This is a genomic window from Nostocoides australiense Ben110 (genome assembly GCF_001050535.1).
Lineage (GTDB): Bacteria > Actinomycetota > Actinomycetes > Actinomycetales > Dermatophilaceae > Nostocoides_A > Nostocoides_A australiense.
The window spans coordinates 3,798,281-3,823,057 of the sequence record NZ_HG764815.1 but is presented as its reverse complement, the minus strand read 5'-3'; the positions used below and the strand labels follow the sequence as shown (position 1 = coordinate 3,823,057).

Annotated in this window: 24 protein-coding genes and 1 pseudogene; 7 read left to right on the top strand and 18 right to left on the bottom strand. The window is 67.1% G+C overall.

Annotation, left to right across the window (positions count from 1 at the left end):
* Nucleotides 1–828: GTP 3',8-cyclase MoaA (gene moaA, locus BN11_RS18785; RefSeq protein WP_048699433.1), on the top strand; the 828-nt coding region annotated here is incomplete at its 5' end.
* A 40-nt stretch (nt 829–868) separates the two neighbouring features.
* Here moaA and BN11_RS24830 read toward each other — a convergent pair.
* From BN11_RS24830 to BN11_RS18720, 14 genes are all read right to left on the bottom strand, one after another.
* On the bottom strand, nt 869–1,228 hold the full coding sequence (locus BN11_RS24830) for a transposase (RefSeq protein ID WP_053084188.1): 360 nt from the start codon (nt 1,226–1,228) through the stop codon (nt 869–871).
* 389 nt (nt 1,229–1,617) lie between these two features.
* Nucleotides 1,618–2,277: a 2-phospho-L-lactate guanylyltransferase gene (gene cofC / locus BN11_RS26220; RefSeq protein WP_083433885.1), complete on the bottom strand. Its 660-nt coding sequence runs from the start codon at nt 2,275–2,277 to the stop codon at nt 1,618–1,620.
* 210 nt (nt 2,278–2,487) lie between these two features.
* Nucleotides 2,488–3,483 carry a DMT family transporter gene (locus tag BN11_RS18770; protein ID WP_235435548.1) on the bottom strand — a complete coding sequence of 332 codons (996 nt, stop codon included), beginning with the start codon at nt 3,481–3,483 and terminating at the stop codon, nt 2,488–2,490.
* 820 nt (nt 3,484–4,303) lie between these two features.
* On the bottom strand, nt 4,304–4,480 hold the full coding sequence (locus BN11_RS25455) for a hypothetical protein (RefSeq protein ID WP_235435547.1): 177 nt from the start codon (nt 4,478–4,480) through the stop codon (nt 4,304–4,306).
* A 107-nt stretch (nt 4,481–4,587) separates the two neighbouring features.
* Complete coding sequence (locus BN11_RS18765) at nt 4,588–5,154, bottom strand: YybH family protein (protein WP_048699868.1); 567 nt, start codon at nt 5,152–5,154, stop codon at nt 4,588–4,590.
* A 51-nt stretch (nt 5,155–5,205) separates the two neighbouring features.
* On the bottom strand, nt 5,206–6,129 hold the full coding sequence (locus tag BN11_RS18760; protein ID WP_053084187.1) for a DUF1028 domain-containing protein: 924 nt from the start codon (nt 6,127–6,129) through the stop codon (nt 5,206–5,208).
* Nucleotides 6,126–6,968 carry an alpha/beta fold hydrolase gene (locus BN11_RS18755; RefSeq protein WP_048699865.1) on the bottom strand — a complete coding sequence of 281 codons (843 nt, stop codon included), beginning with the start codon at nt 6,966–6,968 and terminating at the stop codon, nt 6,126–6,128. The genes BN11_RS18760 and BN11_RS18755 overlap by 4 nt, the downstream gene beginning before the upstream one ends.
* Before the next feature lie 18 nt (nt 6,969–6,986).
* On the bottom strand, nt 6,987–8,006 hold the full coding sequence (gene fgd, locus BN11_RS18750) for a glucose-6-phosphate dehydrogenase (coenzyme-F420) (protein WP_048699863.1): 1,020 nt from the start codon (nt 8,004–8,006) through the stop codon (nt 6,987–6,989).
* Complete coding sequence (locus BN11_RS18745) at nt 8,003–8,599, bottom strand: SRPBCC family protein (protein ID WP_048699861.1); 597 nt, start codon at nt 8,597–8,599, stop codon at nt 8,003–8,005. Before BN11_RS18745 ends, fgd begins: the two co-directional genes overlap by 4 nt.
* Complete coding sequence (locus BN11_RS18740) at nt 8,596–9,093, bottom strand: (2Fe-2S)-binding protein (RefSeq protein WP_048699859.1); 498 nt, start codon at nt 9,091–9,093, stop codon at nt 8,596–8,598. The genes BN11_RS18745 and BN11_RS18740 overlap by 4 nt, the downstream gene beginning before the upstream one ends.
* On the bottom strand, nt 9,090–9,968 hold the full coding sequence (locus BN11_RS18735; protein ID WP_048699857.1) for an FAD binding domain-containing protein: 879 nt from the start codon (nt 9,966–9,968) through the stop codon (nt 9,090–9,092). The genes BN11_RS18740 and BN11_RS18735 overlap by 4 nt, the downstream gene beginning before the upstream one ends.
* Nucleotides 9,965–12,367, bottom strand: a complete 2,403-nt coding sequence (locus BN11_RS18730; RefSeq protein ID WP_048699855.1) for a xanthine dehydrogenase family protein molybdopterin-binding subunit — start codon at nt 12,365–12,367, stop codon at nt 9,965–9,967. Before BN11_RS18730 ends, BN11_RS18735 begins: the two co-directional genes overlap by 4 nt.
* Complete coding sequence (locus BN11_RS18725; RefSeq protein ID WP_083433884.1) at nt 12,364–13,428, bottom strand: LLM class flavin-dependent oxidoreductase; 1,065 nt, start codon at nt 13,426–13,428, stop codon at nt 12,364–12,366. The genes BN11_RS18730 and BN11_RS18725 overlap by 4 nt, the downstream gene beginning before the upstream one ends.
* A 257-nt stretch (nt 13,429–13,685) precedes the next feature.
* The gene (locus tag BN11_RS18720; protein WP_048699851.1) at nt 13,686–15,251 is read right to left on the bottom strand and encodes a PucR family transcriptional regulator; all 1,566 of its coding nucleotides are present in this window, start codon (nt 15,249–15,251) and stop codon (nt 13,686–13,688) included.
* Between the two features lie 134 nt (nt 15,252–15,385).
* Between BN11_RS18720 and BN11_RS18715 the strand changes: the two genes are divergently transcribed.
* The 6 genes and pseudogenes from BN11_RS18715 to BN11_RS25930 all read left to right on the top strand — a co-directional run.
* Nucleotides 15,386–16,270 carry an FAD binding domain-containing protein gene (locus tag BN11_RS18715; protein ID WP_048699849.1) on the top strand — a complete coding sequence of 295 codons (885 nt, stop codon included), beginning with the start codon at nt 15,386–15,388 and terminating at the stop codon, nt 16,268–16,270.
* A complete protein-coding gene (locus BN11_RS18710; RefSeq protein ID WP_048699847.1) occupies nt 16,267–16,767 on the top strand; it encodes a (2Fe-2S)-binding protein in 501 nt (166 codons plus the stop codon). Before BN11_RS18715 ends, BN11_RS18710 begins: the two co-directional genes overlap by 4 nt.
* Entirely contained in the window at nt 16,764–19,061 is a 2,298-nt protein-coding gene (locus BN11_RS18705; protein ID WP_157044278.1) for a xanthine dehydrogenase family protein molybdopterin-binding subunit, read from the top strand. The genes BN11_RS18710 and BN11_RS18705 overlap by 4 nt, the downstream gene beginning before the upstream one ends.
* Entirely contained in the window at nt 19,058–20,161 is a 1,104-nt protein-coding gene (locus tag BN11_RS18700; RefSeq protein ID WP_048699844.1) for a DUF917 domain-containing protein, read from the top strand. The genes BN11_RS18705 and BN11_RS18700 overlap by 4 nt, the downstream gene beginning before the upstream one ends.
* The gene (locus BN11_RS18695) at nt 20,145–21,710 is read left to right on the top strand and encodes a hydantoinase/oxoprolinase N-terminal domain-containing protein (RefSeq protein ID WP_048699842.1); all 1,566 of its coding nucleotides are present in this window, start codon (nt 20,145–20,147) and stop codon (nt 21,708–21,710) included. Before BN11_RS18700 ends, BN11_RS18695 begins: the two co-directional genes overlap by 17 nt.
* Before the next feature lie 37 nt (nt 21,711–21,747).
* Nucleotides 21,748–21,846 (top strand): annotated as a pseudogene (locus BN11_RS25930) (hypothetical protein); the annotation flags it as partial.
* Between the two features lie 77 nt (nt 21,847–21,923).
* On the opposite strand, the gene BN11_RS18690 reads toward BN11_RS25930, so the two are convergent.
* The 4 genes from BN11_RS18690 to BN11_RS24825 form a co-directional block, all read right to left on the bottom strand.
* Nucleotides 21,924–23,027, bottom strand: a complete 1,104-nt coding sequence (locus BN11_RS18690) for an integrase core domain-containing protein (RefSeq protein WP_083433883.1) — start codon at nt 23,025–23,027, stop codon at nt 21,924–21,926.
* The gene (locus BN11_RS18685) at nt 23,018–23,362 is read right to left on the bottom strand and encodes a hypothetical protein (RefSeq protein ID WP_201329309.1); all 345 of its coding nucleotides are present in this window, start codon (nt 23,360–23,362) and stop codon (nt 23,018–23,020) included. The genes BN11_RS18690 and BN11_RS18685 overlap by 10 nt, the downstream gene beginning before the upstream one ends.
* An 84-nt stretch (nt 23,363–23,446) precedes the next feature.
* Nucleotides 23,447–24,325, bottom strand: a complete 879-nt coding sequence (locus BN11_RS18680) for an IS3 family transposase (RefSeq protein ID WP_083433882.1) — start codon at nt 24,323–24,325, stop codon at nt 23,447–23,449.
* Between the two features lie 72 nt (nt 24,326–24,397).
* A partial coding sequence (locus BN11_RS24825; protein WP_201329308.1) for a hypothetical protein occupies nt 24,398–24,777 on the bottom strand: 380 nt, incomplete at its 5' end.

Here is a 24,777-nt window from a genome sequence, read left to right as displayed (position 1 = left end):
ATCGGGCTCTTCGTGCGCCTCGGGGTCCGCCAGATCCGTCTCACCGGCGGCGAGCCGATGCTGCGCAAGTCACTGGTGAGCGTGGTCGAGCGCATCGCCGACCTCGACCCGCGGCCGACGATCGCCATGACCACCAACGGAATCGGGTTGGACCGGCTGGCCGCTCCACTCAGGGCGGCCGGGCTGGACCGGGTCAACGTCTCCCTCGACACGATCGACCCGCAGGAGTTCGTCGCGCTGACGCGGCGGGACCGGCTCGGCGATGTCGAGGCCGGGCTCAAGGCCGCTCAGGACGCCGGCCTGACGCCGGTCAAGGTCAACGCCGTCGCCATGCGCGGAATCAACGACGAGGACGTCGCCGACCTGCTCGCGTGGTGTCTCGATCGCGGCTACGAGTTGCGTTTCATCGAGCAGATGCCCCTCGACGCGGGCCACGAATGGCAGCGCGGCACCATGGTCACCGCCGGCGAGATCCGCAGCGAACTGGAGAAGACCTACCGGCTCACCCCCCTCGACGGTCGTGGCAGCGCACCCGCCGAGCGCTACCTGATCGACGACGGACCGCATACCGTCGGCATCATCGCGAGCGTCAGCGCGCCCTTCTGCGCCGCCTGCGATCGGGTGCGCCTGACGGCCGACGGCCAGTTGCGCAACTGCCTCTTCGCCAACAGCGAATCCGACCTGCGCGGGCCGTTGCGCGACGGCGCGGACGACGCCGACCTGGAGGCCATCATCCGCGGCGAGATGTGGCGCAAGGCCCGTGGCCACGGCATCGGACGACCGGACTTCCACCAGCCCGACCGCCCCATGAGCGCCATCGGAGGATGATCCGGATCAGGCGGATGCATCGCCCCGGGTCTACGCGAAGTCATTTTATTCGCGCTAGCCTCCGTCTCTCACGGGGCTGCTGTTTGATGTTCTGAGGTGCGCGGTGGTGCTGTCGGTGTGTGGTGGGCAGGCGTTGTGTGCCGCGTGGCGCTGCGGTGCGGGTCTTCGAGGTCCTCGGTGTGGTTCCGGGGAACCACAGTTCGCAGGTCTTCAGTGCTTCGGGGAGCGCGAGCAGTCGTAGCCAGGCGGTCAGGTCGGCCGCGATGCCGACGGCGAGAAGCCAGGCGGTGTTGATGCCGTAGTCGCGGGAGGGGAGCCGTCCCAGGCCGGTGTCTTCGGCGTTCCGGATGACGTCTTCGACGCGGGCGTGGGCGCGGTGGCGGGCTTCGAGGAACGCCAACTGTCCGGTGGTGGTGTTGGTCGCGAACGCTTGGTAGCGCCACCATCGGCGTGTTCGAAAAGGGAGAGTTGCGCGCCGGGATGGGGATGCTCACGGCGCACGATCACCCGCATCCCCGTCGGCCATTTCTCGGTCATCTCCTTCGGGAGTAGGCCGGTGATCTCGACGATGTCGGCGTGCTCACGCATATCCCCGTCGGCGTCCATCCAGGGCCTCGGCAAAGTCGGTCCGCAGGTCAATGCCCTACGAACCGACTTTGCCGAGGCCCTGCCTCGCAGGGGGGTGGAGACTTTCACCTGGCCAAAACTGGGGACCTGAGCCTGGCCATTGACAGCCTCAACGGGGAAGAGCCCATTTCCTCGGTCGACCGAAAGCTGTCGGGGCGATGGTCATCCGCGGCAGTCATCGCCGCGCAGAAAGGCGGTCGTGTTGATCCCCGGGCAAAGGAGAGAAGCCAAGTCCTGTGGGGTGTCGACGTCCCGTCGTAGCCCTGACGAGGAGGGGACCTCCACGCGCACGAATCCCGCCGCAAAGTGCGCAGCAGCCGACTGGCTGCCGAACCGCGCCGCAAAATCGACGCTCGGTGCCAGCGTAATCATCGTGGTGCCGAATCCGGTTGAATCCGGCACGAAGGCCCGTGGGTGTTGACTAGCCAGAGCGAGCGCTTGGGTGACTTCGTGGGACCTCAACGAGGGGAGATCCGCCAGCACCACGGCCACCGGGCTCCGAGGAGCCCGGCACCGCATCCAACCCACGCCTGCTTGCACCGACTCATTCAGCCCTCCACCGGTGTCGCTCAGGACATCGACAGCTGCCTGGGACCCGATTGCTGCGTTCGCGCTCACGACGACCACGCGTGCGACAGCCGGACTGCCATGCACTGCGGCGAGGACATCGAGCAAGAACGCCTTGGCCAGACCCGGACCGTTGTGCCCGGGTCCTAGCCGTGACTTGGCGCTCGCTGTGCCCTTGAACGGAATGACGATGGACCAGCGGGACGGCTCTGCGTCTACGGGGCCACAAGGCACCACGTTTATTGACGAGATCATGGTTCTACAACCCAGTGAAACACGACAACTGCTCCTCGGTGCACCTCAATGCGCCCAGCACATCGCGAATTTCCATGATGTCGCGACAATCATGGGAGTTCGGCGCAAGTGGACTCCTACGAGGACGTGGCGACCTGCTCTTTCATGTAGGTGGTAGCCACTGCCCGCTCGGCGCTCACGCGTCGACTGTGCGACTCGTGGGTGGGACGGTCAGATCAGGAGGTCCTCCGCGCGGACGGGGGCGTCGACCGACGGCTTGCTGCTGAATTGTTCGTGCAGGGCGAGGCCGATGACCGACGAGAGGATCATCGCAATCCCCAGCCATTGCGTAGCCGTGGGGCGGGCGCCGAACGCGACGATGCCGACGATCGCTGCGGTGAGCGGAAAGGCCAGCTCGGCGAGGGTGGCGCGCGACGCCGGCGTGCGACCTAGTGCCAGGTAGTAGAGGACGAGGGCACCTAGGCCAGGGAAGAGCGCCAGAAGGAGGATCTTCGGCGCAGCGTCCCAACCAAGTGCCAGCGGCGTCGACGTGACGGCTGAGATGACGACCAGCGTCACGAGGCCCACGCCGAACCGCAGCGCGGTGAGGTCGCCGAATGACAGCTCAGCCCGCGCGGCGCGACCCAGTACGGTGCCAGCTGCCCATAGTGCCGCAGCGCCCACGGCCAGCAGGGCGGCTTGCGCGCTGGAAACGGTGACGGCGAAAGGGTTGGCAAAGGCGAGAAGCCACGCTCCGATGAGGGCTGGGACGAGAAAGATGCCAAACGAGAAGCGCAGCCGCTCGCCCAGGATAACGGTCGCCAGCGCGACGGCGATGAGCGGCTGAAGCTTCTGCAGCACCTGGGGGGTTATGGGGTCACCCGCCCGGAACGCGGCAGTAAAGAGGGTCGTGGCGAGCGCCGATGACCCGGCCCCGATGACAAGGACGCTGATCTTCGTGCGCGCACTCGCCGCAATCACGTGTCGCACGGCCCGCCTCAGGAACGGGCAGACAAGGCAAACGAGGACAAGATGTTCCCAGAACACCACGGCGAGGGCCGGGTAATCCTTTGCGAGCGGGCCGCGCCAAAGGGCCGACAGGCCCCAGAGCGAGGCGGCGACTACGACGAGCCATGTGCGGTCTGAGTTCCTACTGTCCATGCGGCGCCGCATCCCGCACGCAAGCTGAAGTGGACCAAGCTTCGGGATCCGTATCAGCGAAGTCATATGCAGTCTCCATCTGAGTTATTTCAAAGGAGTGACGGGGCTACTCCCGTCAGTTCGTGTTGACATCGATCTTGGTGCCCGTCGCATGACGGTCCCTTTGAGTGACAATTCCGGCTCCTACTCACGCGCCTCAGCCTGAATCACCGGTGGTTTTGTGGTTGCGGTGTGTCGTTGAGCACGAACGCCCTTGTGGGGCGGGATGATTGGACCTTTCTCGGGTTCGATCCTGGTGGCTCACGGAGGGCATCCGTTAGATGCAACTATTGCACACGCTTACACTGAAGCGTCCGGGAAATCGTGGCACATCCTTTCTCTCCAAGGAGCATACAGGTATGCCGAGAAGTATGACGTCGCGGCGAAGGAGCGGGCGCCCAGATGGTGAACGAGGAGTTGGGCGCGTATGACTCGCTGACGGCGGCGTGTGCCGCCGTGCCCGGCCGGCTAGGACTGCCGAACGGTCCGGGCTGGGCCGGCAAGTCACGGACGGGGCCGGTCCGGGCGCGTTGAGCACGTCGGAGCGGGATGAGATCAAGGCGTTGCGCGCCAGGGTCCACCGCCTCGAGGAGGACAACAGGGTGCTTCGGGCGGCAGTAGCTTTCTTTGCAGGGGGAACACCTTGGGCGATGCCTATGACGCGCTTGCGGAGGCGAATATTGGCCGGTACAGGGCCAAATGTATCGACACCGACGTCTTCCATTGCGGACCCTGGCAGGGCCTGGCTGACGTCGAAGGCCACCGAGGACTGGGTGACGTGCTGCAACCACGACCGCCTCCAGGGCACCCTCGGTATGGTTCCACCCATCAAATACGAAGCCGCACACTACACCCACCACGCACTCTCAACCGAGAGCGCATAATCCACCATGGACGCGGCACGAAAATCCGAAAACGTCACCACGGACCTGAAGAACGGGCCGTTTTCGGGGCCTTGCAATGCAACGACGATCGCTGTGCAAATGTGCAGCTCGCAGACTTGTGCTTGCTTATCCTTTTCCATTACGCGTGAAGTTTATGAGACCGAGTGGAACGCGATTCAGGCGGGTGAATGCTGTCCCCGGTGCAGGAGGGTCATCCTGCACCGGGGACCACGTTTCGACCACGTCGTCACTTCCGCTTACCGGAGTGGGTGACTCGAAGCGGCGTGATGCCGGGCCCGCCACCCACGCCGCGCTCGTCCTGGGTGCCCCCGAGCCCCGGGCGCGACTCGTCCGTGGGAGGCATGGGCGAGCAATGGAAGTGCCACATCTTCCAGACGGGGTTGCCGTCGCCGTCGTCCCGCTGATAGACCTCGGTGGCCCGCAGGTGGAACTGATCGACCTGTTGGGCCTCGTCGGTTTCGAGACGCCAGGTCTCCGAGCCGGTTCCGCTGGCGCCGATGGAGCGCAGCGGGAAGATGCCCTCGCAGGCGAGCCAGGCCATGTCCCCTGAGATGGTTAGACGCATGATCTCGATGTCGGGGTACTCGACGATGTCGAGTTCCTTCTGGTAGTGCTCCCACAGCTTCGTCTTCTCGTCAATGCCGAAGTACGGGTGCCCGTTGAGGTTGAACATCAAGTAGGCGTCACCGGAGGGGAAGACGGACTGCATCTCCGGAATGATCAGCTGGTGGTTGGCCTCCCACCACGTGCGGTGCAGGTCGAGGATGGCTTCGCGGTCTTCTTGTTCGGACATCGGTGTTTCTCCTGTGTGTCAGGTGCCGGACGGCACGAGGGTTTATCGGGTTCAGGGGGTTAAGAGGGCATCGAGAGCGTCATCGGTGCCGGACCACATGCCCGCGGCGGCGAGGCGCCGGACCAGTTCGGGGGTCCGTGGCTCGGCGGCGCTCGCGTCCCGGAAGGCGCGGCGGGCGACGTCCTTCTCGCCGCAGCGCGCGAGGAGCAGGCCACGCCATACCGTCGGTTCGACGTTGTCGTCGCCGAGGACCACCTGGGCCCGCCCGAGGACGTCCAGAGTGTTCGCGATCGTCGCCTGATCCGCCGTCAGCTCTCCCGAGAGCAGGCCCTCGGTCATGAGCATCTCCAGTAGGCCGCCGAAGGCCTCGTGGTGGCGCAGCAGCCGCTCGAGTTCGCCAAGCGGATCTGTCGAATCGTCCACTCGCAGATCGACCACGCAGTCCTCAGTGAGCCGCCCGGTATCCGAGCTCTTGACGACCAGCAGGGCAGCCGACTGCTGGCCCCTGATGTCCCCGCCAGCCGATTCGGCCGCCGTCAATGCGGCCAGCAGTCGCCGCGCGAGCGTTCCTTCGCCCTGCGCAGCCTGAACCATTGCGGGCCACACCCCGTCGGATTCGACGAGGTTTGCCTGCACGCTGATTCCGGTATCGGTGACGTGCCCGGCTGCCGGGATGCAGTTGGCTCCGGTGAACGCAGCTATCGCACCCTGCGTGTCCATGATCGCCACCTGTCGCATCTCATGGTCGGGGTCATTTTCGCGCAGGACGTCGAGCGCCTCGCCGGGATGTGCGCCGTCGCGGAGCAGGCGCAGTCCGTCCCGGCCATACCGGGGTTCGACGATGGACTGAGTCGCGATGACACCGACGCCCGCAGCGGCCCAGGGCACGAAGCGTCCCACCGCGAAGAAGTGCGACTGGACGGCGACTCCGATATCTCCGGTCCCGTTGTCCCGCAAAAGAATCGAGTACGTCATACGGCGCCGGCCGGGCTCTCGTTGCGGTCCAGGTGCGCGCCCACCAGGTCGGCGATCCGTTCCGGGCACTCCAGCATGGGCAGGTGACCGATCCCGGGCATCACGACCTGCTCGGTGTTCAGCGCCCGGGCCATTTCGAGTCCGAGGGGAGCCGGGCAGGTCGCGTCGTGCTCACCGTTGATCACCAGCGCCGGGCAGCGCACTTGGGGCGCGATGTCATCTGCGTCGCTGGAAATCGTTGCGTACCAGATCCGTTTGACGGTCTCGACGTCATTGTGGTTCGCAAGCTCGAGCCCACGGTCGATGACCTCCCGTGGGGCGTCGGGACCGAACGTCAGGGTCGGAAAGACCTCCTCAAAGGTCCCCGGTATCCCCAAGCGGTCGAAGGTCGCGAGCACGTCCTCGACCTCGACGCCTTCGAAGTGGAGGGAGGCACCCATCGCCGTCAGGGAGCGCACGCGATCCGGGTATGCCGCCCCAACGCAGACCGCGAGGGGCCCGCCGAGGGACCCGCCGACCACATGGAAGGATCCGGCGCCCACGACATTGTCGATTACCGCCGTCAGGTCCGCAGTCCAGGCATCGAGTCCGAAGTCCCCGGTCACGTCCGACCCTCCGTGCCCGTGCAGATCGGGCAGGACGTACCGCCTCCCGGGGCCGAGCAGCGCAACGACTTCGGCCCAGATGCGGCCTTGGGTGTTGATCGGGTGGATGAATAGGACAGGGGTCCGGCCGTCGTCATCGCCCGCGGTCCAAACCTGCAACCGGCCGTAGGGCCCGTCGATGGCGAGTTCGGTCCAGTCGGCGGTGAGGGTGCCGAGATCGGAGGTATGCGGCATACTCACTCCTTCTGTTTGTTACGGCCGGCCGGGAGTGAGTTCGCGCAGCCCGGGGACGACGTCCTCGGTGAAGCTGGTTAGGAAGCGTTCTTGGTCGTGACCGGGGCCGTGAACGACAAGGTGGTCGAAGCCGAGGTCGGTGTATTCCTTGACGCGGGCGACTACTTCCGCGGGGTCGGAGGTGACGATCCACCGTTTGGCCACGGTTTCCAGGGGGAGCTGATCCGCAGCCTCTTCCATCTCCTGGGGGGAGGCGATGGAGTGCTTCTCCTCGGCACTCAGCGACAGCGGCGCCCAGAAACGGCAGTTCTCCGCCGCTCGCTGGGGGTCGCGGTCGTAGGAGATCTTCATCTCGATCATCCGGTCGATCGCTTCACCGGTCCGGCCGGCCTTCGCCCGGCCTTCGGCCACCGCAGGCAGCAACTCGTCGGCGTACAACGACGTGCCCTTACCTGAGGTGCAGATGAATCCCGCGCCGACCCGCCCGGCATACCGGGCCACCGTCGGCCCACCGGCCGCGACATACACCGGCGATGGCTCCGCCGGCCGGTCAAAGATCCGTGCCCCGACGGTGCGGTAATACTCGCCTTCGAAGGTCACCTCTTCGTCGGTCCACAACGCCCGGATCAACCGCACGGCCTCTCGTAGCCGGCCAAACCGCTCTGAGAACCCCGGCCACGCCCCATCCGGCACCGAACCGACGGCGATCTCGTTGAGCGCCTCCCCGGTCCCGACTCCCAGGATCACCCGGCCCGGCGCCAACACGCCCATGGTCGCGAAACTCTGCGCGATCACACAGGGGTTGTAGCGGAAGGTCGGGGTCAGGACCGAGGTGCCGACCACCACCCGTTCGGTCCGCGCCAGCACCCACGCCATCCACGCTAGCGCACTCGGCGCATGCCCACCGGTCAATCGCCACGGCTGGAAATGATCGGAGATCATGACCGAATCCAGGCCCACGTGCTCGGCCAGCACCGCGTACTGGGCCAGCTCATCCGGCCCGAATTGCTCCGCCGACGCCTTGTACCCAATCCTCATATCGCGCCCCTCGAATCGTGCAGCGGACCCCGTGGTCGCCGGGAGCGGCCGTGTACCAGGCGGCGGATCTGCGCGATCAAGGCAGCAAAGAACAACCGGATCCCACTCGGCGGAGCGGCCGCGATCTGCGCTGCCTGCTCCGGCGTGTGCGCCGCCAGCTTGCCTTCCAGGCACGCAGCGAACTCTTCCAGGATCCGGCCTGCCACCTCTTCGAGTAGACCGGTGCGACCGAACTGGGCCGCATTCCCGGACAGCGTGAGGTCCGATTCCAGCGTGACGTCCGTGGCCTCGCCTTGAGGCCTTAGGCCCGCCACGACCGTGACATTCGCCCGGCTACCGCCGCGCTTGTCCACACCGGATCCGGCGATCGTGACGTTCGATGCGTTCTCGTCGTAAGTGAGTCGGGCCTTGCCAGCGAAGGTCAACGACAGCGGACCGAGTTTGGAGCGCATGGCTCCTTCGAGGGCCCCGTCGTCGGCCTTCCCGGTGATCTCGGCGCCGGGGAGGCAGGCAACGACGGCCTCGACGTCGTGCAGTATCTCCCACACCCGATCTCGTGGTGCGGAGACCCTGATCTCATTGCTGAACTTCATGAAACCGACTCCTGCGAGTTCTCATGTGCTGCCTCGGCGGCGGCGAGTACCGAGCGCACGATGGCGTCGTACCCGGTGCACCGGCACAGGTTGCCCGAGATACCTCGGCGGACCTCCGCTGCGGTGGGGTTCGGGTTCTCCTTGAGCAACTCCGTCGCGCACATCAGGACGCCCGGGGTGCAGAAGCCGCATTGCAGGCCATGATGTTCCCTGAAGCATTGCTGCAGGGTGTTGAGTTCCCCGGGTGGGGCCAACCCCTCGACCGTGGTGATCTCCACGCCGTCGACCTGGACCGCGAGGGTGAGGCAGGCCCTGGCGGAGGCGCCGTCGATCAGCACCGTGCAGGCACCGCATACGCCGTGCTCACAACCTAGGTGCGTGCCGGTCAGGCCGCAATTGCGGCGCAGGAAGTCGGCCAGGGTGAGCCGCGGCTCGCAATCGCTTTCGTAGGCGCGGCCGTTGACGGTCAGGCGGACGGTTGTTCGCGTGCTCACAGCGGAGCCTCCTCGGCTTTGGTGACGGCTTTCTTCAGGGCTCGGGCGACCACGACGCGCGCGACCTTGCGCCGGTAGGCCGCGGACGCGTGGACATCGTCGATCGGGCGAATGGCGTTCTCCGTCTGGCCGGCGGCCTCGGTGATCAGTTCAGCCGTCGGCTCGTTGCCGAGGAGCGCAGCTTCGACGGCGGCCAGTCGCCTCGGCACCTGGTCGACCCCGCCGACGCCGACATGGACCCGGTCCACTCGGCCCGCGTCGTCGAGATGCACCGCTGCTACGGCCAGAGCGATGGCGAAATCGCCGTGCCGGCGGGCGAGTTCCTCGACACCGGCCCGGGTCCCTGCCGGAAGGACGGGGAACAGGACCCGGGTCAGCACCTCGTCCTCCGCGAGGTCCGTGGTCAGCGGTCCCGCAAAGAACTGCTCGGACGCGATCTCACGCCTGCCCTGCGGGCCCTGAACGACCACCCTGCCGCCCAGGGCGGTCAGCACCGTCGGAAGTTCGGCGGCCGGATCGGCGTGCGCGATGGTGCCACCGATCGTGCCCCGGTTGCGGATGACGGGGTGGCCCACGTGCGCCAGCGCCGGCGGCAGGAGCGGCACGGCCGCGGCAGCAGCGGGGTCGGTCTCGACTGCGCGCATCCGGGTCGCGGCGCCGATGCTTAGGTGACCGTTCTCCCTGGAGACACCGGCAAGCTCTGGCACCGCGGTGACATCGACGAGCACGGACGGGTGGGCCAGGCGAAAGCTCATCAGGGGGATGAGGCTCTGGCCACCGGCGAGGATCTTGGCCTCGTCGGCGTGCTGGGTGAGCGTCCCGATCGCTTCATCGAGAGTGCTGGCCCTAACATAGTCGAGCAGGGGCATCTTCATCGCGTTCCCTCCTTGTCGGCCCCGGAGCTGGCGCCTTCCTGCGCGGCCTCGATCAGGGCGAGCAGGCGTGGGGGAGTGACGGGAAATTCATCGACGGCGACACCGAGGTCGCGAAGCGCATCGTCGATGGCGCTGCCGACAAGGGAGACCCCTGCGATCGTGCCGGCCTCACCGAGACCCTTCATCCCGCCCGGAATGTCGGGCGCGGGCGTCTCCTGGTGGACGAAGGTAAAGGGGGGGATCTCCGAGGCGGTGGGCAGGAGGAAGTCCATGAAACTCGCGGTGCGCATCTGCGCGTCCTCGTCGTAGACGAACTCCTCGTACAGGCCGCCGCCGAACGCCTGAGCGAGCCCACCGGCGAGCTGCCCGTCGGCAAGCATCGGGTTGACGATGACGCCGGCGTCGTGGGCTTGTATGCAGTCGAGCAGGTCGACCTGGCCGGTCTCGCGATCGACTTCGACGAGCAAAGCGGTGCATCCGTACGACGTGGTCATGTTCGGTGGGTCGAAGACGTCCACCTCTTCTAGGGTGGGAGTTTCCTCCTCCGGGAGCAGCCCGTTGAGATTGCGGTATGCCGCGCGCCCGATCTCCGCGGTCGTCACTCCCTGGCTCGCGGTTCCGGCGACGAAGAACCGGCCGCTGTCGATCTCGATGTCCTCGGGGTTAGCCTCTAGCATGCTGGCTGCGATCCGTATCAGCTTGGCGCGCAACCGGCCCGTGGCGTTGATGATCGCCGCCCCGCCCAGGGGCAGCGCGCGGCTGCCGCCGGTGCCGTATCCGGTGTAGGGACAGGAGTCGGTGTCGCCCGTGACGACGGTGATGTCCTCCATCGGGACACCCAGCCCGTCAGCGGCGAGTTGGGCATAGACGGTGTGGGTGCCCTGGCCCATGTTGATCTGGCCGGAGAAGACCGTCACCTTGCCTGAGGAGTCCATGCGCACGCACACTTCGTCGAAGCCGGAGTGGTCCAGGCCCACAAGGTTGAGGATGCGGCTCGGACCGTAGGCGCCCGGCTCCACGTGGAAGCCGTAACCGATCCCCAGGGATCGGCCTTCCGCCGCGGCGGCGGCCTTCCGGTCCTCCCAGGCTGCGTCTGCGACGGCCTGAAGGCACAGGTCCAGACAGTCGGCGTAACGGCCGCTGTCGTAGCTGAACGCCGCGCCGCTGAAGAACGGGAACTCCTCGGGTGCCGGGAAGTTCTTGCGGCGGATGTCCATCCGGTCCACCCCGAGTTCGCGGGCAGCGAGTTCGATGAGTCGCTCGTGGACGAGGTTGCCTTTCGGCACGCCCCAACCGCGGTAGGAACCGTAGGGGGAGCGGTTCGTCAGCACAGGCTTGATCGTGAGTTCCAGGTTGGGGATCCGATAGGGCCCCATGGAGGTCAGGATCGAGGCCCATGGCGGTCCGGAGCCGACCGTGCCGAAGGCGCCGCCCATGACTCCGTATGCCGTGCCTCGCAGCCCTGTGATGGTCCCGTCGCTGGTGAGCGCCATTTCGAAGTCGTGGCGCATGTCGCGCGAACGCGAGGAGGCGAAGAAACTCTCGCGCCGGTCCTCCAACAGTTTGACCGGTCGGCCGATGCGCTTGGACAACAGGGCCGCGATGACGTCCTCGGGGTAGAAGTCGAACTTCATCCCGAATCCGCCGCCTAGATCGGGGGTGCGGACCCGGACCTTGCTGACATCCAGCCCGAGGACCTGGGCCAGTAGTTCGCGAGCCAGGTTTGGCGACTGCGTAGTGGTCCACATGCTCAGCCGGTCGGCGTAGGGATCGAAATCGGCGATGCACCCGCGGGTCTCGATCGGGCACCCGTATGAGGGGTGGTGGCGGAAGCTCCCTGAGACGACCACGTCCGCCGCGGTGAATGCGGGCCCCGCGTCGCCCTGGGTGATCGTGAGTGAGCCGGTGACATTGTCGGGCCAGTCCTCGTAGATCCGCGGGGCGTCGGGCGCGAGCGCGTCGTCGAGGTCGGCGACCACGGGCAACGGCTCGTAGTCGATGTCGATCAGTTCGAGGGCGTCCTCGGCGATATAGCGCGTGTCGGCGACGACGGCTGCCACGCCTTGCCCGACCCAGCGCACCGTGTCGACCGCGAGGGCGTACATAGTGGGGATCCGTTGGTCGGGGATGGGTCGCCAGATGACGGGCTGTTCCCCGGCGACGGCCGCCAGGTCCGCTCCGGTGATGACATCGTGCACACCCGGCAGCGCCTTCGCTTCCGAGACGTCGATTGACACGATGCGGGCATGTGCCAACGGGCTGCGCAGCACGGCGGCCTCCGTCATCCGGGGAACGGTGATGTCGTCGAGGAACTGAGCGTGACCGCTGAGAAGACGGGCGTCTTCGGTGCGGAGTTGGGATTTTCCGGTGAATTGACGGGGATCTGTAGTAGCTGTCATTGCGGCCTCCACGACCGTGGCGCTGGGGTAGTGACGGGGCAGGGGCTCAGGAGCCCGTGCGGTGGACCGCCCGCCGGCAGCACTTCCGCGGCGGTGAGGTGGATCATTCGGGTGGCTTCCTCTGGCGGGTACGGCGAGAGGATCACGCTCGTCGCGCCGGCGTCCCGTAGCGCGGCCATCTTGGTCGCGCAGTCCTCGGGGAGCCCGGCGATCGTGAACCAGTCGAGCCACTCCTCGGGGATCTGCTCGGCGATCTGGCTGAGATCGCCCAGGGCGAGCAGTTCCTTTAGCTCGTCGTTGATGCCGTAGACGCCGGTCATCGGGGTGGGTCCGATCGCCTGGAGGTAGAAGGCGAGCGCCTCTCGGGCTATCCGGCGCGCCTTGGCCGCGTCGGTGTCGACGTGGTAGATGACGAAGGTCGGCATCAGGTGAGCCTTGGCGTCACGCCCGGACTTGGCCGCCCCCTTGGCAATGTGTTCGTGCGCGTAATCGAGGTAGCGGGTGCCGGCCACGACGCTCATGACGGTGCCGTCGGCGATCTCGCCGGAGAGTTCGAGGGACTTCGGTCCGATGACCCCGGTGACGATATTGACGTGCTTGCCGACCGGGTGGACCAGCTTGACGTCGTCGAAGGTGAAGGGCCCGTCGGAAGTGTTCAGCGTCTCGCCCTTGACCAGCTTGGTGATCGATTCGACGCACGTGCGCAGGGACTGCAACGGGGACTTCGGGGTCAGGCCCATCTGCGCAACCCATACTGGCACCCCGTGGCCCACGCCAAGGACCAGGCGATCGGGGAAGGCACGCGCCAAGGTGGCCACTTCCATGGCGGTCACCGCCGGGTGGCGCACCACCGAGGACAGGATCCCGATACCGACGGGGATGCTTTCCGTGGCGCCCAGGATGATGGCGGCGCTGGTGAGCCCACCCACGAAGAAGTAGTCCTCTGGGATCCACACTTCGTCGAACCCGGAATCCTCCGCCGTCTTGGCAACGTGCGCCAAGTCTTCCGGCGGCGTGGAGCTGAAGATCAGCAGCCCCACCTTTACGTTTGTCGAACCCATCCTGTGTCGCCTTCCTGATGCGCGTCGCGTCGAACTCACGGGGCTGGTGGTGAGGCGATGCGCCGCCGATCTGAGCCTTGTCGGGGTCGGACAGGCGATGGCACAGCGCCTTAGCTGTAAGAAACGCTAGACAGCCTGTGACTGCTTGGGAAGGTTCACATCTGCACTAAGCAGCAGCCAATGAGTGCAGAACGCACAGGTCGTGCCTGAGGCGCCTGGGTCACGCTGGCACGCTGGCAGGACTGGGCGCTCGCCGCCTATTTTGGCGTCATGATCGATCGCGAGCGACACGCCAGATGGACAAAAAGGCGCTGATCAGGGTCGTCCAGGTCGACGTCGAGCAGCGCGACCGCCCGCTTGAGGCGAGCGCGGACGGCGTTGCGGTGCAGGTGCATGACTTCCGCGGTTCTCGCTATCGAACCGCCCGAGTCCAGATACGTTCCGAGGATCTCGATCGTGCCGGCGCGTCGGCTCCTCGGCAGCTTGTCGACCGGGGCGAACAAGGCGTCGATCGACTTTTGTACCGTCGGGGAGCCGTACCACTCGACGACCGTGGTCCGGATGCCGACAGCGTCGAAGCTGACCGGCACATTCACGCGCCGGGTCGAGCGCGCGTGGGTAGCCGCCAAGTGCGCCTCGGTAGCGCTGCCGGCGAGCCCGGTGGACCCGAGCCGCGGACTGCCGATGCCTATATGCGCCCGGAACTCGGGTACCGGCCGGCGCAGGGCGTCGAGGATGGCGGTGGCTTTGCGCTGCAGGTGCGTGCCGACCTCCGCGGGGCCGCAGGTGGGGGTGGACAGGACCAACATGACCGCCCCCGGCTCCTGAGCGACGTGCCAGGTCCCGCCGAGCGCACGCGCGGCAGCGAGCGCCACGCGGGCGAGACGCTCCCGGCCCTCGTACGGGAGTTGGTCCTCGTGCCCGCGGCCGGTGACGAACTCGAACCGGATGACGACATGCCACTCATCGACCGGGATGCCGAGACGTAAAGCCAACGTGGCCAATTCCTCCCGGGCGCTGGCGTCCCCGGTGATGAACTGCCGAAGGACCTCGCTTGCGGACAGCATCCGGGTTCGTTCGACGGCTGCCCTGGCCGTCATCTGCAAGGACATGCGAGACAGCACGAGATCAAGGAGGGTGCCGGCATCCGCACCGTTCGGTACGGCGGATACGAAGTGGGGGCCGCGTGGCTCGCTGAACACGACGGGAACCGACAGGCTGCCCGGATCCTGAGGAGCCGGCCCCACCCCGACCTGCCAGCCGATCAGGCTGCTGACGAGTCCTGCCAGAGCCGAGGGCTCTTGGCCGACCGCCTGGCTGATGGCGTCGCAGGCACGCCTGGCCCGGCCGATCGTCAGGTGCAGTTCGTCCGCCAACTGCAAGGCGAGCCCGTGGAGGACGGTGTTCACATCGCGGGCACTGCTCAAGCGCAACAGCCCTAGCCCCGACTTGCGCGCCAAAGCCCGAGCGGTCGTGGAGATGCGTAGGCCGGCGTCGACAATCACGGCCATCGCGGCCGCCTGTCTCCCCAGGGCCCGGCGCACAGCGACGTCCAGCAGATAGCCGTCCATCTGCGTCGACAACCCATGATCGAGGACGATCAGGGTCTGCGCCCTGATGTGCTCGATCTGATCCAGCTTCTCGACTAGGCGGACCTCTTTGACCCGAGTGTCCGGACTCCCCTCGAGAAGCTCGATCGATCCCGGCTCATCCTCGCCCAGCAGGCTGACGATCGACCCGATCGTCGTCGTCGCCTGCGGCGGCAGCGGCTCGCTCGGACCGTCGGGGGTTCGCGTGCCTAAGGCGGCAGGTGCGCGTCGCACATGTTCTGACCACATCACATGCATACTGCCTACCCAAGGCCCGCAATGACAAGCCTAGAGTCCTTCGACAAAGCAGTCTGTGTTATCGGGCGGCTGCGCCCGAAAGCCGGACACAATCAGCGGGAGGAAATCCGATGCAATCCCCGGTGCGATTTCATTCGGCCACGACCTTCGAGGAGGTCGTCGACGCGCTGGACGAGTTGGGCAGTGAGGCCCGACTGATCGCCGGCGGAACGGATGTGATGATCCAACTCGCCCGAGGAGAGCTCAGCCCCCAGGTGCTGCTCCACATCGAGCGGGTACCGGGCCTCGGCACCGTCGCGGCCGGTGAGGGTGGCTTGCACCTCGGCGCCCTCGTGACTCACGCAATGGTGCGATCGGATCCGGCCACGTGCGCTCTCGCCGCCCTCGCCGATGCGGCCCGGCAGGTGGGCGGCTGGCAGACCCAAGCCATCGGTACCGTTGTCGGCAACATCGTCAACGCGTCGCCTGCCGCGGACCTCACCCCGGGGCTACTGGTGCATGACGCTATGGTGCACCTGTCCCGTCGGGGCTCGGAACGTACGCTACCTCTCGATCAGTTCGTCAAAGGTCGCCGGGAGACGGCACGGGAACCGCAGGAACTGGTCACCGGGATCACCATCGCACCGACGCCCGAACACTCCGGTGAGGCGTTCGTCAAAGTCGGACGGCGGAAGGCGATGGAGGTATCCATCGTCGCCGTCGCCACACGACTCGTCGTGGACCCGTCGACTGGGACGATCGCCGACGCGCGCGTCGCCGTCGGCGCGGTCAGTCCGATCCCGCACCGTGCGCCGGCATCCGAACAGTTGCTAATCGGCCAGCGACCCACCGCCGATTTGTTCGCCGCGGCGGGGCGCGCCGCCCTCGAGGGCGCCGACCCCATCGACGACGTGCGGGCGAGCCGACGCTATCGACTGGCCGTACTGCCGCGGGCCGTCGCCCAGGCATTATCCCGAAGCAGCGACCACGTCGACGCCGCAAGGAGCGTGGCATGACCAGCAACTCAGTGACCTTCTCGTTAAACGGAGTCGACCGTACCGTCGACGTGCCCGGGGCGGAGACCCTGCTGGACACGTTGCGCGACCGGCTCAACCTTCGGGGGAGCAAGGAGGGTTGCCTCGAAGGGGAGTGCGGCGCGTGCACCGTGCTAGTGGACGACCGGCCCATCGATGCGTGCATCTATCCCACGGCTGCGTGCGGTGGGCGGCGTGTGCGCACCGTCGAAGGATTATCCGATGGTGGCGTCCCGTCCCTGCTGCAGCGAGCCATGGTGCGCAGCGGCAGCATCCAATGTGGTTTCTGCACACCAGGTTTCGTCGTTGCAGTCACCGCCCTCCTCGAGCGCGAAAGCAACCCCTCACGGGCTGACATCGCGGACGCCGTCAACGGCAACATCTGCCGTTGTACCGGATACGCGCAGATCATCGAGGCCGTGCAGGCCGTCGTGGCCGATTCTCTCGCGGCCGGCACCGGACAGGAGGTCGAAGCGTGAGCGTGACCATCGGCGGGACCATGGACCGCACCGACGGTGTCGCCAAGGTCACCGGGAAGGCGCAATATGGCGTCGACCACGTCGAGGCGGGGATGGCGCACGCCGCGGTCGTGCGCTCACCCGTCCCGGCAGGCCGCCTCGTAGGAGTCGATGTGGGGGCCGCCAGACGGATGCCGGAGGTCGTGGGCGTGGTTACCGCCGCGGACCAGCCGGACAGCTACGGCGGCTGGGTCCTGCAGGACCAGCGCATCCTCGCCTCCGACCAGGTGCGCTACGAAGGCGAACCGATCGCCATAGTCGTGGCGGAGACCCGGGCTGCTGCCATCGCCGCGGCGGCCGCCGTGCGGGTCGAGATCGAGGAGTGGGAAGCGGTCACCATGGCCAAGGCGGTGGCCGGCGAGGGGCACGTCATCCACCCCGACTGGCAGAGCTATGTGCCCACGTTCGGGGTCGATCACCCCCGATGGGGGAACTGCGCCTGCGAGGTGCGCGCCGAACCCGATGGCGTGGACGAGGCATTCGCCCGCGCGGCTCACGTCGTCGAGGACACCTTCACCGCGAACCGCCAATACCAGGCCTACTTGGAACCGAAGGCGGCGACCGCGTCTTACGCGGACGGGCGATATATCCTGCACACGGCCACGCAGTATCCTTTCAATGTCCGTGAGCGCGTGGCCCAACTCATGGGGGTGCGGCTCAGCGATGTCCGCGTGGTCGGCAAGACCATCGGCGGCGGGTTCGGCGCCAAACTCGACGGTTGGGTTGAGCCACTCGCGGCCTTAGCTGCACGGGTCACGGGCCGCACTGTGCAGGTGCGCCTCAGTCGTGCCGAGGACATCCTCACCTGCCCCATGCGCGAGAACGCCACGATGACGATCCGGACAGCACTCGACGACGAGGGCCGAATGATCGGCCGTCAGTTCACGTGCGAGATGGACAACGGAGCCTATTCCGGGGAGATGCCGTGGCTTGCCTCCCTTCCGCTCACGGTCATCGGCGCGGTCTACAAACTGCACGGGCCCATGCGCGCCGTGTGCCGGCTCTGGTACACCAACACCCCGCCGACCGGGGCGTTCCGGGGCGTGAACGGGGTGTACCTCTACATGGCGCAAGAGCAGCACATGGACCACATCGCCGACACCCTGGGTGTGGATCGTCGGGAGTACCGGCTGCGGCACCTGTTCGAGGACGGCGACGCCAGCCGCACCGGCCAGGTGCTGGAGCAGGCCGGCATTCTGCGCCAGGCCTTCGACAGACTCGAGGAGCGGGCTCCGTGGCAGGAGATCCTCGACAATCTAGGGCCGAACCAGGGCGTGGGGATCGCGGCCGCCGTGTGGATGACCAACCCGCTTCCGGGCGAGGTCACGATCAAGATGTCCGAGGACGGCACGGCGAGTCTGGTCACCGCGGCCAACGACAACGGCTCGGGTGCGGTGTCGATGGGCCTGACACAGATCGTCGCGAGCACACTGGGGTTGAGCGAAGGCGACGTGCGCGCCTCGATGCCCGACACCGACATCTCCGGGTACGACGGCGGCTCGCAGGGGAGCCGGACGACAGCGATCGTCGGCACCGCCGCGTTGGAAGCCAGCACGAAGGTCCGCGAGCAGCTGCTCGCCACCGCGGCTGGCCTGCTAGAGGCGCACGTCGACGACATCGAACTCGTCGACGGACAGGCCCGGGTGAAGGGGTCGCCGAGTGCCACGGTGCCGCTGGGACAGGTCGCCGCTGCGGCCACCTTCACCGGGGGAGCGGTCACGGCGACGTCCTCGTATGCGACGCCCCCGGTCCCCTTCGACGCTGGCTGCGCGACGGGTGCGCTCTTCACGACCATGTGCACCCCCACTTACCACGTCCACCTCGCAGTCGTCGAGGTCGACGACGTGACCGGCAATGTCGACGTGGTGCGCTACGTGGTGGTGCAGGACGCCGGCAAGGTGATCAGTCCGGTGGGTGCCCGTGGCCAGGTGCAGGGCGGGATCGCTCAGGGCATCGGCTACAGCCTCTACGAGAGCCAGCGGATCGGTGACGACGCGCGCCTGGTGGAGCGAAGCCTGGAGAGTTACCGTCTTCCGCTCGCCGTCGACATCCCTGACGTCGAGGTCGTCTTTCTCGAGAACCCGGACCCGCAGACGGGGCTGGGCGCTAAGGGTATCGGCGAGGCTCCCATCGTGTTGTCGGCCGCCGCGATCTCCACGGCCGTCCGGCATGCGACCGGTCGCACCTTCAACGCCATCCCCATTACACCCGAGGACGTGATGTTCGCCCTTCAAGAGGCGGAGGAGGTTCGATGACGGCGGCCACTGAGGCTGGTCTGTCCACGCTCGGTGAGCAGGAGGTCGAAGACCTCGCCGTGGGATGTACGGTGCTCGCCGGCGGGGGAGGCGGCGATCCTCGGGTCGGGTTGATGATGACCCTCAGCGCCGTGCGCGAACTCGGCCCGGCCGACGTGATCAGGCTCGACGACCTCGCGGAGGACGATTACCTATTCGCCGCCGGCATGATCGGTGCGCCGACGGTGATGATGGAGAAGATTCCCAGCGGCCGCGAAGGCGCGGTCATCAAGGAGACCATCGAAGCCAACAGCGGGCGGAAGGTCGCGGCAATGATGCCCCTCGAGATGGGCGGCATCAACGGGCTGTTGCCCATTGCCTGGGCGATCCGGGCCCGGCTGCCGTTGATCGATGGCGACCTCATGGGGCGAGCCTTCCCCGAGATCCAGATGTGCACCCCGCACCTGTACGACATGCCGGCCTGGCCCTGCGTCCTCGTCGACGAGCGCAGCCAGGCGATCACATTCGAACCGGTGGGGAATGTGTGGCTGGAGCGACTCGCGCGGAATGCCGTGTCCGTGCTCGGTGGTTGTGCCTGCAGCGGCCTGTACCCCATGACCGTTGCCCGGGCTCGACAGCCGGTCATCGCCGGGACGGTGTCCAACGCGGTTCGCGTTGGCCGCGCACTCCGTGAGGCCCGCAACGATCCTTTCGCCGCATTGGCGGGGGTCCTCGACACCTATCCGCTCATGACCGGCAAGGTCGTCGAGGTGGAGCGCCGGACGGCTGGCGGTTTCGTGCGCGGTGGGGCGGTCATCGAGGGCACTGACCAGGACGCGGGCCGGCTCGTGCGCATCGAGTTCCAGAACGAGAACCTGGTCGCGATCGAGGACGGGGAGGCACTCGCCACGGTTCCCGACATCATCACCTTGCTCGACCGGCATACCGCCCGCGGCATCGTCACCGAACACATCCGCTACGGCCAGCGGGTCGTCGTGACCGTCTTCCCTGCGCCCGAGCAGTGGCGCACACCGAGGGGCCTGGAAGTGGTAGGTCCACGCGCCTTCGGCTACGACATCGACTTCGTCCCCGTGGAGGAACAGCATGCTCAAGCACGTTGACCTGCGCCTCGGCATCGACGTCGGTGGCACGAACACCGACGCCGTGATCCTCGACCCCGAGAAGCGGGTGTACGCCCGGCACAAAGCGGCGACGACCAAGGATCTCGCTACCGGCATCGAGCAGGCGATCGCCAGCGTGCTGAGCCAACTCGACGAGCCGGTCGAGCGCATCACGCACGTCATGCTCGGTACGACGCACGCGACCAACGCCATCCTTGAGCGGCGCGATCTGCTCAAGACGGCGGTCGTGCGGATCGGTGCGCCGGCGACCATGTCGATACCTCCGTTGCTGGACTGGCCCGCCGACCTGCGAGCGGCCGTGTCTGCCGGCGAGGTCATCGTGCCGGGAGGCAGCGAAATCTCCGGCGAACCGCTGATCGACTTCGGCGCCCAGGAACTCAGGGACTTCCTCGAATCGGTTCGGGTTCATGCGGAGGCGGTTGCCATCACCGGCGTCTTCTCACCGGTGTCGGAGGAGCACGAAGTGCGGGCCGGCGAGATCGTGCGTGAGGTCCTCGGGAGAGAGATCCCTGTCTCGTTGTCACATGGTATCGGAGCGCTGGGCCTGCTCGAGCGGGAGAACGCGTGCACGCTAAACGCCTCGCTCGCCGGGGTGGCTCGCAAGGTTGTCAACGGGCTGCACGAGGCCATGGAACGCAATCACGTGAAGGCCGTCGCCTACCTGACCCAGAACGACGGAACCCTGATGGGCGTCGACTACGTCCTCCGGTTCCCTGTGCTCACGATCGGAAGCGGTCCGGCCAACAGCATGCGCGGTGCCGGCTATCTCAGCCATGCCACGGATGCGCTGGTCATCGATGTCGGTGGCACCTCGACCGATGTCGGAGTGCTGATCAACGGGTTCCCCCGCGAGTCCGCCGCCGCAGTGGAGATCGGCGGAGTGCGGACTAACTTCCGGATGCCGGACCTGGTGAGCATCGCGATCGGGGGCGGCACCCTGTGCCGCAACGGCGACGGCGAGCTCAAGGTCGGCCCGGAGAGTGTTGGCTACCGCATCACCGAGGAAGCCTTGGTCTTCGGTGGCACGACAGCCACGCTGTCGGACGCAGCCGTGCACGCCGGCCGGGCGGCCATGGGCACCGTTGCACTGCCGGAGTCGCCAGAGGTCGATTTCCAAGAAGCGATGGCCATCTCCGATGGCCGTGTGGGAGCAGCGGTAGACCAGATGAAGACCACCCGCGAGGACATCGTGGCGATCGCCGTCGGCGGCGGGTCGGTGATCCTCCCCGATCAAATCGACGGGGTCGCCGAAGTCTTGCGACCGGAGAACTACGACATCGCCAACGCCATCGGTGCCGCCATCGCCTCTGTTTCGGGCCAGATAGACAAGGTCTACAAAATGGCCGGGCGCACCCGCAAGGAGATCGCCGACGAAGCGATCGCGGCCGCCCGCAACGAGGCGATCAGCGCCGGTGCCGACCCGTCCGCTCTCGAGATCGTGGAGTTCGAAGAGGTGCCGATGGCCTACCTCACCGATCCCGTCGCCCGTATCCGGTGCAAGGCGGCCGGCCCGTTGGGCCTGGTCTGACCGCACCAGTCCGCGCCGGTATCAGAGGAGCCCCCCGGTGAAAATCGGCGTTCCCACCGAGGTTAAAAACCACGAGTACCGGGTGGGGATCACGCCGGTCGGCGTGCACGAGTTGGTCGCTCACGGTCATGAGGTGAGGTGTGTCTGAGTTAATTCGGCATCCGGGCTGATCAATAGCCATCAGCGTTGGTGTCGTGCTCGTGGTTGTGTTGTTCATTGTCCTCGACTCCGTCGGTGGTGGTCGAGGCGTTCTTGGCGGGCCTGGTCGAGTCCGTCTCGGCGGGCCTTCCTGATGGCGTCGCCGCGGCCTTCGTGTTCGTCGTCGGGTGTGACGTAGCCGATCGAGGCGTGAAGGCGGACGCTGTTGTATTGCTCGCGGACGTGGTCGAGCTCGGCTTCGAGATCGCCGGGATCGACGATCTTCTCCAGGTGGGGCCACTCGCCCTTGACGTGCCCGAACAGGGTCTCGATCCAGGCCTGGTCGGTCGGGGTGTGCGGGCGGCCGAAGTGCTGGGCGATGTGCACGCCGGCGAGGAACTCCCGGGTCGAGTGGGACCGCATCTGGGGCCCGTTGTCGGAGACCGCGAGCAGGAGCGGGACCTGGCCTCCGTCGACGGCTCGCTCGATCTGCTCGGGATGCCCGGACAGCAGCGCTTCGCGCAGCTGTGCGGTGTCCCGGGCGTCGATGACCTCGAGCAGGCCCTCGGCCTCGAGCGCGGCCAGGAAGCACACCTCGACCTGGGTGGAGGTCTCCTCGGCGCTGACCAGGGTCGCGATCCACTTGCGCGAGACCATGTCGAGCACCGCGACCGCGCAGCGTCGGGCGCGCGGGAAGTGGGTGAAGTCGTAGGCCCAGATCCTGCGGGGCTTCCACTCCAGCCAGTCCGGCCAGGGCTTCTTCTCCGCCGGCTCCCGAGGTGCCGGACCGGGCAGGATGAGCCCGTGATCTGCGAGAACACGGCGCACCGTGGACTCGCTGACATGGACCAGGCACAGCCGCGACCCGCGGTGGGCGAGCTTGCGGTGGGACCGGTCGATGCCACCCCAGGCCTCGAACAGCTCCACGATCGCCTCGCGTTCGGAGTCGAGAAGACCGTGGACGGCGCCACCGCCGGGGGCCTGGTCGACCAGACCCTCGAGCCCGTCCTCGCGGCGGCGGCGCTGCCACGCCGTCGCCCGGTCCTCGTCGAGGTCCAGCAGCCGGCACGCCCGCCGCTGCGACCACCCGGCGCCGGCCGCGTGGTCGACCAGGTCGAGCAAGCCGGCCTTCACCTCGGCGGTGGGCCTGGTCGGGACCGGGCCGGCACTCAGTCCCAACGAGCTTTTCCCTCGTGCAGATGCAGCGCCACCGCCTGCTCGGTGATCGTGGCCCGCAGCCGCTCGACCTCGGCCTCCAGTTCGGCCACCCGCTGCTGCTCGGCCGACTGGCCGCGACGACCCGGCACCGAGGCCGCAAGCGCGTCCAACGCCCCCTGCTTCGCGGTCCGGCACACCGTGACCACCGTGGACCGATCGACCTTGTACCGGCTGGCCGCCTCGCTCTGGGTGGCCTGCCCGGTCAGCACCGAGACCCACAACTCGTACTTCTCGCTCGGCGGCAGATGCCGCTTCGGTTTGCGGGCCACCGGACCCGCCCCGCTCGTACTGCTCATCTTCGGATTCGACACCTGCACCGACCTCCCGGTCGCTCAGGCACGCCGCCAACCTGTGGGCTGATTTCCCAGCCAGATGCCGATCTAAGTCAGACGCATAGCACTGATCTCGGCGGCGGTGCCGAAGTGGACCGAGGCGGGGGTATGAAGTCCGATCCCGGAGTGCCGGTGCTCGTGGTTGTAGTAGGTGAAGAACGCCTCGCAGAACGTGCGGGCGTCGGCCAGAGAGCCGAACACGTCGGGGAACACGGGGGCGTACTTCAAGGTCTTGAACGCCGACTCGCTGTAGGGGTTGTCGTTGCTGACCCGTGGTCGGGAGTGGGAGCGGTCCACGCCCAGGTCGAGCAGGAGCTGGGCGACGGGCTTGGAGGTCATCGAGGTGCCTCTGTCGGCGTGGACCGCGTCGGGGATGCCGTGCAGGCCGAATGCCTCCTCGAGCATGGTCTTGGCGATCTGCGAGTCCTCGCAGGCTTGGACGGTCCAGGCCACGACGTAGCGGGAGAAGATGTCGAGCACGACGTAGAGCTGGAACCAGACCCCACGGCCGGGGCCGCGGAGTTTGGTGATGTCCCACGACCAGACTTGCCCGGACTTGGTGGCCAGCAGTTCGGGCTTCTTCTTCGCCGGATGGACCGCCTGCCGGCGACGTTCCCCGGCTGCGTCGTTGCGGCGCAGGATCCGGTGCATCGTGGACATCGAGCACAGGTAGGTGCCCTCGTCCAGCAGCGTGGCCCAGGCCTGGGAGACGCTCTTGTCACAGAACCGTTCGCTGGTCAGCACGGCCAGCACCTGGGCCTGCTCGGCCGGCGTGAGGGCGTTGGGTGGCGTGGGCCGCTTGGGTGCCGGTCCGTGGGCCGGCGGCTTCTTCGCTCGGTAGTGGCTGCCGCGGAGCCGGCCCAGCAACGCACAGGCGTGCTTCACCCCGACCTGCTCGGCGAGCTCGTCGACGGCGGGGTTGATCACCGCGGCCGCTTCGGCAGGTTCGTGCTCTCGGAGAGCATCTCCAAGAGCGGCGTCTTATGTGGGTGATCGGTGTCAAGCGGGGGCGTCATCGAGGCGTTGGAGGAGCGCGTCGTAGATGTCTCGGCGGCCGGTTTGGCCCTTGAGGTCGGCGTCGTCGCGTTGCGCTTGGAGGGTGGGGCGGTGCTCGATGGTGGTGAAGAACATGGTGCAGGACTCGCAGATCGTCTCGTAGCGGCAGTCGAGCTCGATGGGACGGGCGCAGTAGCCGTTGCCGAGCAGCCGCTTGGTGGCCTCGGCGCGCAGGGCCCGCATCGCGGGGCCGGCGGCGTCGGGGGGCAGCACGGCTGGCTGGCTTGCCGCGTACAGGGACTCGACCTTGCTGGTGACGGCGAAATACTCGTCGGCGACGGTGCGGTCGGCGATCCGGGCGTACACCATGGTCATCGACAGGT